The organism is Serratia sp. JSRIV006, assembly GCF_019968685.1.
GTDB lineage: Bacteria > Pseudomonadota > Gammaproteobacteria > Enterobacterales > Enterobacteriaceae > Chania > Chania fonticola_B.
Genome location: NZ_CP074137.1, coordinates 5,240,353 through 5,252,897 on the forward strand (window position 1 = coordinate 5,240,353; position 12,545 = coordinate 5,252,897).

A 12,545-nucleotide genomic window follows, 5' to 3' on the forward strand; every position below is an offset into this window, starting at 1 on the left:
GGCTGAAAATTAATCTGCATCGTATCCCAGATTCGGGGCCAGCCAGCGCTCTACGTCACCGATCTTCATCCCCTTACGCTGCGCGTAGTCTTCGACCTGATCGCGCTGGATCTGGGCCACGGCAAAGTACTTGCTTTGCGGATGGCTGAAATACCAGCCGGATACCGCTGCCCCAGGCCACATGGCGAAGGATTCGGTCAGTTCCATGCCGGTATGGCGGTTAACGTCCAGCAACTGCCAGATCTCCGCTTTTTCGGTATGTTCTGGACAAGCAGGATAGCCGGGGGCCGGGCGAATACCTTGATAATTCTCACGGATCAGCTCTTCGTTACTCAGGTTTTCATCGGCGGCAAAGCCCCAGTGCAGCTTGCGCACCTGCTCGTGGAGATATTCGGCAAAGGCCTCTGCCAGACGATCGGATAACGCTTTGACCATGATCTTGTTGTAGTCGTCATGCTTGGCATCATAAGCCGCCGCCAAAGCATCCTCTTCCAAGCCGCCCGTGACTGCGAATGCGCCAAAATAGTCGGCTTTGCCGCTGCTTTTCGGGGCCACAAAGTCGGCCAGACAGTAGTTAGGGAAATCGGTCTTTTCCGTTTGCTGACGCAGATGACGGCTGACCACCAGCACCTCTTCACGGCTTTCATCCCGGTAGACTTCCACATCATCCCCGACGCGGTTGGCCGGGAACAGACCATAGACGCCACGCGGGTTGAGGCTACCGTTAGCGGCCAGCATATCCAGCATTTCGTTGGCATCCTGGAACAGGCGCTTGGCCTCTTCCCCTACCACTTCATCCTCCAGAATGCGCGGATACTTGCCCGCCAGTGACCAGGTCATAAAGAACGGCGTCCAGTCGATATAGTGACGCAGCGTGTCAATGCTGGCCTCAACCGGGAACACACCAAGTTTGTTCGGCACCGGAGGCTGGTAGTTTTCCCAGTCCAGCACCAAGGCGTTATCCCGTGCCTGTTGCAGGCTGACCGGCGGCGTACGCGGTTTTTTACGCCCGTGCTGGATACGCACAGTTTCGTACTCTTTGCGGGTACGGGCGACAAACTCGTCCCGCTGAGTGTCTGACAGCAGCGCCGCAACCACACCAACGGTACGCGAGGCGTTCTGCACGTAGGTAGTCGGGCCGCTGTAGTTCTGCTCAATCTTCACTGCGGTATGAGCCTTGGAGGTGGTTGCCCCACCGATCAGCAGCGGTAGGGTAAAGCCTTGGCGTTCCATCTCTTTTGCCACGTTGACCATTTCGTCCAGTGACGGGGTGATCAGGCCAGACAGACCGATAATATCCACGTTCTGTTCGCGGGCGGTTTTCAGGATCTTGTCCGTCGGCACCATCACGCCCAGATCGATAATTTCGTAGTTGTTACATTGCAGCACCACGCCGACGATGTTTTTGCCGATGTCGTGCACGTCGCCCTTCACCGTCGCCAGCAGAATTTTCCCGGCGGTGGTGCCTTTCTGTTTGCTGGCCTCAATGTAAGGTTCGAGATAGGCCACCGCCTGCTTCATCACGCGGGCCGATTTCACTACCTGCGGCAGGAACATTTTGCCCTCGCCAAACAGGTCACCAACCACGTTCATGCCAGCCATCAGCGGCCCTTCGATCACTTCGATCGGGCGATCCGCCTGCTGGCGCGCTTCTTCGGTGTCTAACTCGATAAATTCGGTAATACCTTTAACCAGCGAATACTCCAGGCGCTTCACTACCGGCCAGCCGCGCCATTCGGCCTGCTGCACCGCCACTTCATTGTCTTTGCTGCCCCGGTATTTTTCCGCCAGTTCCAGCAGACGCTCGGTGCCGTCCTGACGGCGATTGAGCACCACATCCTCAACTGCTTCACGCAGTTCAGTGCTGAGATCGTCATAGATCGCCAACTGCCCGGCGTTGACGATCCCCATATCCATGCCGTTGCGAATGGCGTGATACAGGAACACCGCGTGGATCGCTTCACGCACCGGATCGTTGCCACGGAACGAGAAGGAGACGTTGGACACACCGCCGGAAATCATCGCATGCGGCAGGTGGGTTTTGATGTCGGCACAGGCTTCAATAAAGTCGACGGCATAGTTGTTATGCTCTTCGATACCGGTCGCGACGGCAAAAATGTTCGGGTCAAAAATGATATCTTCCGGCGGGAAACCCACGCGCTCGGTCAGGATCTGGTAAGCACGGCGGCAAATCTCAAATTTGCGTTGGCGAGTATCTGCCTGACCAACTTCATCGAAGGCCATCACCACCACGGCGGCACCGTAGCGGCGCACCAGTTTGGCATGGTGGATAAAGGCTTCTTCGCCCTCTTTCATCGAGATCGAGTTGACGATGCCTTTACCCTGAATGCATTTCAGGCCCTTTTCGATCACGCTCCATTTGGAGGAGTCGATCATGATCGGAACACGGGCGATATCCGGCTCACCGGCGATCAGGCTGAGGAAACGCACCATCGCCGCTTCGGCGTCAAGCATCCCTTCATCCATGTTGATGTCGATGATCTGGGCGCCGCTCTCCACCTGTTGGCGGGCCACGGCCAGCGCCTCGTTATACTTTTCTTCTTTAATCAACCGTTTGAATCGGGCCGAGCCGGTCACGTTGGTACGCTCACCCACGTTGACGAACAGCGATTTGGCATCAATATTCAGCGGTTCCAGGCCGGACAGGCGGCAAGCTACCGGTAACTCTGGCAACTGCCGTGGCGGTACGCCCTCGACCGCTTTAGCCATTGCGGCGATATGCGCCGGAGTGGTGCCACAGCAGCCACCGATGATATTGAGGAAACCGGCGTGCGCCCATTCGCCCACCTGTTTGGCCATCTCTTCGGCATCGAGATCGTATTCACCAAAGGCATTGGGTAAACCGGCGTTTGGGTGAGCAGTAACATAGCTTTCAGAGATGCGAGACAACTCCGCCACGTATTGGCGTAACTCATCCGGGCCGAGCGCACAGTTCAGGCCAAAGGTCAGCGGCTTAACGTGACGTAGCGAGTTGTAAAACGCTTCTGTAGTCTGGCCGGAAAGAGTGCGGCCAGAGGCGTCGGTGATGGTGCCGGAAATCATGATCGGTAAGGTCACGCCCAGCGCTTCAAATTCGGTTTCGACCGCAAAGGCCGCCGCTTTGGCATTCAGGGTATCGAAGATGGTTTCGATCATGATCAGATCGACGCCCCCTTCCACCAGCGCGCGGGTTGATTCGCGATAGGCCTCTACCAATTGGTCAAAAGAGACATTACGGAAGGCCGGATCGTTAACGTCAGGGGAAATGGAGGCAGTACGGTTGGTTGGGCCCAGTACGCCAGCAACGTAGCGCGGTTTTTCCGGGGTGCGTGCCGTCCATTCATCAGCACAAGCGCGCGCCAGCAAGGCGGCCTGGTAGTTAATTTCGGCGGACAGCGACTCCATATGGTAGTCGGCCATCGCGATAGTGGTCGAGTTGAAGGTGTTGGTTTCGAGGATGTCGGCCCCCGCCTCCAGGTAACCGTTGTGGATCGCAGTGATCACCTCCGGCTTGCTTAACACCAGTAGGTCGTTATTGCCTTTCAGATCGCTTTGCCAATCGGCAAAACGCTCACCGCGGTAGTCTGCCTCCTCCAGCCGATAGCTCTGGATCATGGTGCCCATACCGCCGTCCAACACTAAAATACGCTGCGATAGCTGCTGACGCAGTTGTTCCACTCGATTTGTCACTGTAGCCCCTTCACACCCGATTATCCGCCCGACGACTTATTACCCCACATCCCAATGTTGTAGCGGCGCGGCACGCTGCGCCCGTCATGCATCCTGCAACTTGAAAGATGGAGGGTCTGACATCCTAGCACAGGTTATGGCGGCAAAGATGCGAGCGGGTATTGAGAGTTTTTCAGGTTCGCCGAACAACAGATCCGATGAGCGGAGAAGCAACTTGCAATTCATACTCAAAAAACGAAAATGAATTCCATCATACGGAAAGCACAAGGTGAATCATGGCCACTCCCGTTCCCGCCAAACGCGGTAAAAAACCCCGCGCCGCCGCACCCGCTACCAGCACGGCGACCGGCCAGGTCCAGTCATTGACCCGTGGCCTGAAACTATTGGAATATATTGCCGAAGCGCAGGGCAACGTAGCGCTAACCGATCTGGCCCAGCAAGCCGGGTTGCCCAACTCCACTACCCATCGCCTGCTGACGACCATGCAACAGCAGGGGTTTGTCCGTCAGGTGGGCGATCTTGGCCTGTGGACCATGGGAGCACATGCGTTTGTGGTGGGCAGCAGCTTCCTGCAAAGCCGTAACCTGCTGGCGATGGTGCACCCAACGCTGCGCCGCCTGATGGAAGAGTCGGGGGAAACGGTCAATCTGGCGGTGATGGACAAAGCCGAGGATCAGGCGGTGATTATCGATCAGGTACAATGCACCGCGTTGATGCGCATGTCAGCCCCGATTGGCGGCAAGCTGCCGATGCACGCCTCTGGCGCTGGCAAAGCCTTTCTGGCCAGCATGCAGGACGATGAGGTAACCCGGTTGCTGCATAAAAAAGGCATGCACACCTATACCCCACACACGCTCACGCCACATAACCTGAAAGAAGGGTTGGCGGTGATCCGCAAGCAGGGGTTCTCGTTCGACGATGAAGAGCATGCCCTGGGCCTACGCTGTCTGGCCGCCTGCATCTTTGATGAACACCGCGAAGCCTTTGCCGCCATCTCCATCTCCGGCCCGGTATCACGCATTACCGACGATCGCGTTACCGAACTGGGTGCGCTAGTGATCCATGCGGCAAAAGAAATCAGCCTGGAGTACGGCGGCGTACGGTGATTAGACGGGCGCAGCATTGCGCCCTAAGCCCTGAGCAAATTCCCGCTGTTATTTTTCTGTATCGCGCTGTAGAGACTTTGTTTCGCCTCCCGCGAAAAGTATGAATTCGATCACAATTAGCGATCTTGCCACCGAAAGCCGATTGCAACCTTTGGCGCTTCCCCTGACAATGTTACCGATAACATGTTACCGGTAACAATCATTCGTAAAATAATATAGCCGCAGCAGACTATGACTCGCAGGTGGGGGAACCAAACCATGATCAATAATCAGAATCGTGTTTACGTCATTATGGGCGTATCCGGCAGCGGTAAGTCTGCCGTCGCCAATGCCGTGGCCCAACGGCTATCCGCCAACTTCCTGGACGGTGACTTTCTCCATCCGCGCTGCAATATCCAGAAAATGGCCTCAGGCGAACCGCTCAATGACGACGATCGCGCACCATGGTTGGCCGCCCTGAACGACGCGGCTTTCGCTATGCAGCGTACCAATGCGGTCTCGATCATCGTCTGCTCTGCACTGAAAAAACATTATCGCGATCGGCTGCGTGCCGGTAATGACAATCTGTCATTCATCTATCTGCACGGCGACTTCCCGGTGATCGAGGCTCGGCTGGCTGCCCGCAAGGGGCATTTCTTCAAACCCCAAATGCTGGTGACCCAGTTCGCCACGCTGGAGCAGCCGGGCCAAGATGAAATTGACGTCCAGGCCATCGATATCGATCAGTCACTGGATGCGGTGATTGCCGACACTGTGCGGCATATCCAGAGTTTCCAACCACAAGAAGCCTGTGCATAACGAGATGTTCTGAACGACATAACTGGCCCTCGCCGCGCGCATTAGGGCTGCATTGTGAGGATGATATGATTAACAGCACCCTGGCACGTGTAACACAACGCATTATTGAACGTTCAAAAGAGAGCCGAGCTGCCTATCTGGCACGTATTAGCGCAGCCCGCACGCAGACGGTACACCGCTCGCAGCTAGCCTGTGGCAACCTGGCCCACGGTTTTGCCGCCTGCCAGCCCGACGATAAAGCCGCCCTGAAAAACATGGTGCGCAGCGATATCGCCATCATCACCGCCTACAACGATATGCTCTCTGCCCACCAACCTTATGAAAACTATCCACAACGGCTAAAGCAGGCGTTACACAGCGTTGGCGCCGTTGGCCAGGTCGCAGGTGGTGTGCCAGCCATGTGCGACGGCGTGACGCAGGGGCAGGACGGCATGGAGCTATCGTTGATGAGCCGCGATGTGATAGCCATGTCCGCAGCCATCGGCCTTTCCCATAACATGTTCGACGGCGCATTGTTTCTGGGTATCTGTGACAAGATTGTGCCAGGGCTGGTAATGTCCGCCTTGTCCTTCGGCCATTTGCCTGCCGTATTTGTGCCTGCCGGGCCGATGAGCAGCGGCCTACCTAATAAAGAGAAAGTACGTGTGCGCCAGCTGTATGCCGAGGGCAAAGCCGATCGCCACGCGCTGCTGGAAGCCGAGGCCGCCTCTTATCATGGCGTTGGTACCTGCACCTTCTACGGCACGGCCAACACCAACCAGATGGTGATGGAAGTGATGGGCCTGCATCTACCCGGCGCCTCTTTCATTCATCCAGACACGCCACTGCGCGATGCGCTCAATGATGCCGCCGCTCGCCAAGTCACCCGCCTGACAGAAACCGCCGGTAATTACCTGCCGATAGGCCAATTGGTGGATGAAAAAGTGGTGGTTAACGGCATCGTATCGCTCCTGGCCACCGGGGGCTCCACCAACCTGACGATGCATATGGTAGCCATGGCTCGCGCAGCGGGCATCATCATCAACTGGGACGACTTCTCTGAGCTTTCCGATGCAGTGCCACTGCTATGCCGCATCTACCCCAACGGCCCGGCGGATATCAACCAGTTCCAGGCGGCGGGCGGTGTGCAATTGGTCGTGCGTGAGCTGTTGAACAACGGCCTGTTGCATCAGGATGTGCATACCGTCGCCGGTTTCGGCCTGGAGCGCTACACTCAGGAGCCTTGGCTGGACAATGGCCAGTTGGCCTGGCGCAACGGGGCAGCAAGTTCGCTGGACGCTAACGTGATTGCCAGCATAGCCAAACCGTTCGAGCACCATGGCGGCACCAAGGTGCTGGCCGGTAATCTGGGCCGTGCGGTGATGAAGACGTCTGCGGTGCCTGCCGAAAATCAGATTATCGAAGCCCCGGCGGTCGTATTCGAAAGCCAGCACGATATCGTCCCCGCCTTCGAAGCAGGCAAACTGGATCGGGACTGCGTGGTGGTCGTGCGTTTCCAGGGGCCACAGGCCAATGGCATGCCTGAACTGCATAAGCTGATGCCACCGCTTGGGGTATTGATGGATCGCGGCTTCAAGGTGGCGTTGGTGACCGATGGCCGCCTGTCCGGCGCTTCCGGCAAGGTTCCTTCGGCGATCCATGTCACCCCGGAGGCGTACACCGGCGGTATGCTGGCCAAAGTACAAAGCGGCGATATGATCCGGGTGAATGGACACACCGGCGAGCTGCAACTGCTGGTTGCGGAAGCAGAGCTGGCCCAGCGCATTCCCTATCAACCCGATCTGAGCGGTGAAAGGAACGGCTGTGGCCGTGAGCTGTTCAGCGCGTTACGCAGCCAGCTTTCCGGGGCCGAACAGGGCGCCTGCTGCATCACGTTTTAATCCTGACCATGGCCCAGCCTGCTGGGCCTGCTATCAGCCAGCCTGCGCGTACCCCGAAGGTAGCCTCTGGCTGAAACGCCGCTTTTTACGGTAGGCAAACACATCCTCGACGTGCCCCTCCTTGATACGCTGCTGCAACCCTCGCCAGTAGTCCGCTTCAAACAGATCGCTGTGCATCTCCTCAAAGACCTTGCGGATGCGCCGGTCGCCACACAGGAAATGGCGGAACTCTTCGGGGAAAACATCGTTAGGTGAAATGCTGTACCAGGGTTCGCTGGCCAGTTCATCTTCCGGGTAGCGCGGCGGCGGGATATTACGGAAGTTCACCTCGGTCATGTAGCAAATCTCGTCGTAGTCGTAAAACACCACGCGCCCATGGCGCGTCACGCCGAAGTTTTTGAACAGCATATCGCCTGGGAAGATATTGGCCGCAGCCAGCTGTTTGATCGCATTACCATATTCTTCAATGGCGTCATGCATTTGCCGTTCGTCTGCCTGCTCAAGATACAGATTTAACGGCGTCATCCGCCGCTCCATATACAGATGCTTGATGACCACCCGATCGCCGAGATCTTCCAGCTTTTCCGGCACTTCACGCTGCAACTCCGCCAACAGTTGCGGGCTGATACGCGCCTTATCCACCACAAAATTCTCATATTCCTGGGTATCGGCCATCCGCCCGACGCGATCGTGCTCTTTTACCAGTTGGTAGCAGGCCATCACCTGTGCCTGTGTGACCTCTTTCTGCGGCGCAAATTCGTCTTTGATCACTTTGAATACCCGATCGAAGGACGGCAGCGTAAACACCAGCATCACCATGCCTTTCACGCCCGGCGCAATAATGAATTGCTCCTGCGACTGCGCCATAAAATTCAGGTATTCACGGTAGCATTCGGTTTTACCATGCTTCTGGCAGCCGATCGCCATATACAGTTCGGCGGTGGTTTTACCCGGCAGGATCTCCCGCAACCATTCGACCATCGCCGCTGGTAATGGGGCATACACCATAAAGTAGGAACGGGCGAAGCCAAACACGATGCTGGCTTCGGCCTTGCTGGTCAGGCAGGTATCAATGAACAACGCGCCGGACTCGCTGTGGTGGATCGGCAACAGAAACGGGTAAACCCCGTCGGCCACGCGCAGCTTACCGACCAACCAGGCCGCCTTGTTACGGTAGAACAGCTCATTGCCGATTTGGAACGTCGCTCTAGCTAGCTGTTGGGAGCTGAAGGTCTGTAGTAAGGCTTGGGTGATATAGCGAATATCGCGTGGCAGGTCTTCCCACGGCAGGCGCAGCGGCAAGTCGATCAACAGGCTATGCAGCATGGCAGCCAAATCACCATTGGGAGTAAAATCACGTGCCAACGGCCTGGGAATATCACGAAAGCGCCGTTCGGGCTGCGAGCTGAAAACGAACAGCTTGTCCGGGGTTAAATCCCGATGTTTGAACAGCCGACAGTAAACCGAATTAAAGAAGCTTTCGGCAATCTCAAAACGCGGGTAGTCGGGCAACAGTTCGGTATAAACCGCCTTCACCCTATTAGGGAAATCCGCATCGTAATATTTCTGCCCGGTGATGCATTTCAGTTGCTCTACCACCAGACCGACGTGATGATCGTAAAGATGGATACGTCGTTTCATCGCCTGTTGTACGGCGGGCCAGTCTGCCTGCTCAAAACGCTGCTGTGCTCCGGCCGTGACTTCAAGAAAGCGGCCATATTGCGCATCAAAGCCCTGCAGGATCGTCTGTGCAATCAACAGCTCCAGTTTTTCCGCCATCTTTGCCTCTGCCATTCAGGAATGAAACCAGAGCCTGGCGCCATGCCAGGCCCCTTGGGGATCAGAACTGCTGTTCTTCGGTGGAACCGGTCAGTGCCGTTACCGAGGAAGCGCCCCCCTGAATAATGGTGGTTACCTTATCGAAGTAGCCGGTCCCCACCTCCTGCTGATGCGAAGCAAAGGTGTAGCCACGCTCGACTGCGGCAAATTCCGGCTGCTGCACTTTTTCAACATAGTGCTTCATGCCTTCGCCACGCGCATAAGCATGTGCCAGATCGAACATGTTGAACCACATGCTGTGGATACCGGCCAGCGTGATGAACTGGTATTTGTAGCCCATGGCGGACAGTGCATCCTGGAAGCGGGCGATAGTCTGATCGTCCAGGTTCTTCTTCCAGTTGAACGACGGTGAGCAGTTATAGGCCAACAGCTTGCCCGGGAACTTGGCATGGATCGCATCGGCAAAGCGTTGAGCTGCTTCAAGATCCGGCGTTGAGGTTTCGCACCACACCAGATCGGCATAAGGGGCATAAGCCAAGCCACGGCTGATGGCCTGCTCAATACCAGCATGGGTGCGGTAGAAACCTTCGGCGGTGCGTTCGCCAGACACAAAGGCACTGTCATACGGATCGCAGTCGGAGGTCAGCAAATCCGCCGCATCGGCATCGGTACGGGCAATCAACAGGGTTGGCACACCGAGAACGTCAGCCGCCAAGCGCGCCGCAACCAGCTTCTGGATAGCTTCCTGGGTCGGTACCAAGACCTTGCCGCCCATATGGCCACACTTCTTCACTGCCGCCAGTTGGTCTTCAAAATGTACCCCGGCCGCACCGGCTTCGATCATCGCCTTCATCAGTTCAAAGGCATTCAGCACGCCGCCAAATCCGGCTTCAGCATCCGCCACGATCGGCAGGAAGTAATCGGTATAGCCTTTGCTGCCGGGTTCAATCTGGTTTGCCCACTGGATCTGATCCGCCCGACGGAAGGTATTATTGATGCGCTCAACCACCGTCGGGACCGAGTCGACCGGATACAGTGATTGATCGGGATACATGGCAGCAGCGGTATTGGCATCAGCCGCTACCTGCCAACCGGACAGATAGATCGCTTCGACACCGGCTTTCGCCTGTTGCAGCGCCTGGCCACCGGTCAGCGCCCCAAGGCTGTTCACGTACCCTTTGCGGGATTTGCCATGCAGCAGTTCCCAGAGTTTCGCTGCACCGTTTTGCGCCAACGTGCAAACCGGATTGACCGAGCCACGCAGGTTGATCACGTCTTCGGCGCTGTAAGGGCGGGTGATGCCCTCCCAGCGTGCTGATTTCCATTCCTGTTCCAGCTGTTGGATCTGTTGGGTACGAGAGGTCGTCATATTTTTATCCTTTTCAATACTGTAGGGTTAAAGGTCAGGAACGGTTTCAGGCCAGTAATTCGTAGCCGGGTAAGGTCAGGAAATCGATTAATTCATCTTGCGTGGTGATACGCTCCATCAGCTGTGCCGCCTCTTCGAAGCGGCCTGCGTGATAACGCGCTTCACCCAGTTCTTTACGAACGACCTGCATCTCTTCCTGCAGCATCTGGCGGAACAGGGCCTTGGTTACCTGTTGGCCATTGCTGAGGCTTTTCTCGTGATGGATCCACTGCCAAATTGAGGTACGTGAAATCTCGGCAGTAGCGGCATCTTCCATCAGGCCATAAATCGGTACGCAGCCATTGCCGGAGATCCAGGCTTCAATGTATTGCACCGCTACGCGGATATTGGCGCGCATGCCAGTTTCGGTACGCTCACCGTCACACGGTTCCAGCAGTTGCGCCGCCGTGATAGGTGCATCATTCTCACGCAGCACCTCTAGTTGATTCTGCCGCTCCCCCAGGATGCGGTTGAACACTTCCATCACCGTATCGGCCAAACCTGGATGTGCCACCCAAGTCCCGTCATGGCCATTGGTCGCTTCCAGTTCTTTATCCGCACGCACCTTGCCCAACACCACCGCGTTTTGCTCGGCGTCTTTGCTGGGGATAAACGCCGCCATCCCCCCCATCGCAAAAGCACCGCGGCGGTGGCAGGTCTTGATGAGCAAGCGAGAATAAGCACTGAGGAAAGGCTGGGTCATAGTGACGGACTGACGGTCCGGTAGCACCCGATCGCCATGGTTCTTCAGCGTTTTGATATAGCTGAAGATGTAGTCCCAACGGCCACAGTTCAGCCCGACGATATGATCGCGCAGGTGATACAGGATCTCGTCCATCTGGAATACCGCAGGCAAGGTTTCAATCAATACCGTGGCCTTGATGGTGCCGCGCGGCAACCCGAAGCGATCCTCGGTAAAGCTAAAGACTTCACTCCACCAGGCAGCCTCCTGCCAGGACTGGGTTTTCGGCAGGTAGAAATACGGGCCGCTGCCTTTTGCCAGCAGTTGGCGATAGTTATGGAAGAAATAGAGTGCAAAATCGAACAACCCGCCAGGGATCGCTTCCCCCTGCCACTGCACGTGTTTTTCCGGCAAATGCAGGCCACGTACGCGGGCAATCAACACCGCCGGGTTGGGTTTGAGCTGGTAAATCTTGCCGGCTTCATTGGTGTAAGAGATGGTGCCGTTGACCGCATCATGCAGGTTGATCTGCCCGTCGATAACCTTGTCCCAGCTGGGTGCCAGTGAGTCTTCAAAGTCGGCCATAAACACTTTGACGTTGGCATTGAGGGCATTGATCACCATTTTGCGTTCAACCGGACCGGTAATCTCAACCCGACGGTCGCGCAAGTCAGCGGGAACGCCGCGGATCTGCCAGTCACCCTGCCGAATGGAATCCGTTTCCGAAATAAATCCAGGCAGCTCGCCACGATCGATTTTCTCTTGCCAGCTGGCGCGTGCCGCCAACAGTTTGTTGCGTTGCGGCGTAAATTTCCCCACCAGTTCAGCCAGGAACTCGACCGCGTCATCCGTCAGTATCTGCCGCTCTGCAGAGCCGAAAGCCTGTGTAAACGCTAATTCTGTGCCTACCATCTGTTGCGTCATTGTCTTGATCCTTTCCATCATTCCACGCCGCCATTGCAGGCCAGGCGAAGCATTGTTGTCGGAAATCGGGTGAAAAAAAGACCGCCAACTGGTCAGATGTCATCCCGCAGGATCCTAGAATAACCAACAAAAATTAAAAATCAAAAACGATTTCCATTTTTTTAATAAATATTTTATTAACCTTTTATTATCAATTGATTAGATTATTTATCATTTATAGCTAACCAGGAAACCGGTTCCATTACGATAAAGGAATGCCGGTAATACATTGTTTTTAA

7 protein-coding genes are annotated in these 12,545 nt (G+C 56.1%); 3 read left to right on the forward strand and 4 right to left on the reverse strand.

Annotation, left to right across the window (positions count from 1 at the left end; translation table 11 throughout):
• Positions 1-9: 9 nt before the first annotated feature.
• Positions 10-3,690: a methionine synthase gene (gene metH / locus KGP16_RS24195; RefSeq protein WP_223500480.1), complete on the reverse strand. Its 3,681-nt coding sequence runs from the start codon at positions 3,688-3,690 to the stop codon at positions 10-12.
• A gap of 275 nt (positions 3,691-3,965) precedes the next feature.
• Here metH and iclR point away from each other — a divergent pair, with 275 nt between their 5' ends.
• The 3 genes from iclR (at position 3,966) to edd (ending at position 7,474) form a co-directional block, all read left to right on the forward strand.
• Complete coding sequence (gene iclR, locus KGP16_RS24200; protein WP_024484007.1) at positions 3,966-4,796, forward strand: glyoxylate bypass operon transcriptional repressor IclR; 831 nt, start codon at positions 3,966-3,968, stop codon at positions 4,794-4,796.
• 258 nt (positions 4,797-5,054) lie between these two features.
• Positions 5,055-5,594 (forward strand): gluconokinase, encoded by a 540-nt coding sequence (gene gntK, locus KGP16_RS24205; protein WP_059199047.1) that lies wholly within the window; start codon positions 5,055-5,057, stop codon positions 5,592-5,594.
• Positions 5,595-5,659: 65 nt separating this feature from the next.
• Positions 5,660-7,474 (forward strand): phosphogluconate dehydratase, encoded by a 1,815-nt coding sequence (edd, locus tag KGP16_RS24210; RefSeq protein WP_223500481.1) that lies wholly within the window; start codon positions 5,660-5,662, stop codon positions 7,472-7,474.
• Positions 7,475-7,507: 33 nt separating this feature from the next.
• On the opposite strand, the gene aceK is transcribed toward edd, so the two are convergent.
• The 3 genes from aceK to aceB form a co-directional block, all read right to left on the reverse strand.
• Positions 7,508-9,253 (reverse strand): bifunctional isocitrate dehydrogenase kinase/phosphatase, encoded by a 1,746-nt coding sequence (aceK, locus tag KGP16_RS24215; RefSeq protein ID WP_223501565.1) that lies wholly within the window; start codon positions 9,251-9,253, stop codon positions 7,508-7,510.
• Positions 9,254-9,314: 61 nt separating this feature from the next.
• A complete protein-coding gene (gene aceA, locus KGP16_RS24220) occupies positions 9,315-10,622 on the reverse strand; it encodes an isocitrate lyase (RefSeq protein ID WP_021180852.1) in 1,308 nt (435 codons plus the stop codon).
• Positions 10,623-10,668: 46 nt separating this feature from the next.
• Positions 10,669-12,267 carry a malate synthase A gene (aceB, locus tag KGP16_RS24225; RefSeq protein WP_094982862.1) on the reverse strand — a complete coding sequence of 533 codons (1,599 nt, stop codon included), beginning with the start codon at positions 12,265-12,267 and terminating at the stop codon, positions 10,669-10,671.
• Positions 12,268-12,545 lie beyond the last annotated feature (278 nt).

Bases quoted from the DNA above. Each gene is read 5' to 3' on its own strand.
- iclR (WP_024484007.1), top strand. From the start codon at position 3,966: ATGGCCACTCCCGTTCCCGCCAAACGCGGTAAAAAACCCCGCGCCGCC.
- gntK (WP_059199047.1), top strand. From the start codon at position 5,055: ATGATCAATAATCAGAATCGTGTTTACGTCATTATGGGCGTATCCGGC.
- edd (WP_223500481.1), top strand. From the start codon at position 5,660: ATGATTAACAGCACCCTGGCACGTGTAACACAACGCATTATTGAACGT.
- aceK (WP_223501565.1), bottom strand. From the start codon at position 9,253: ATGGCGGAAAAACTGGAGCTGTTGATTGCACAGACGATCCTGCAGGGC.
- aceA (WP_021180852.1), bottom strand. From the start codon at position 10,622: ATGACGACCTCTCGTACCCAACAGATCCAACAGCTGGAACAGGAATGG.
- aceB (WP_094982862.1), bottom strand. From the start codon at position 12,267: ATGACGCAACAGATGGTAGGCACAGAATTAGCGTTTACACAGGCTTTC.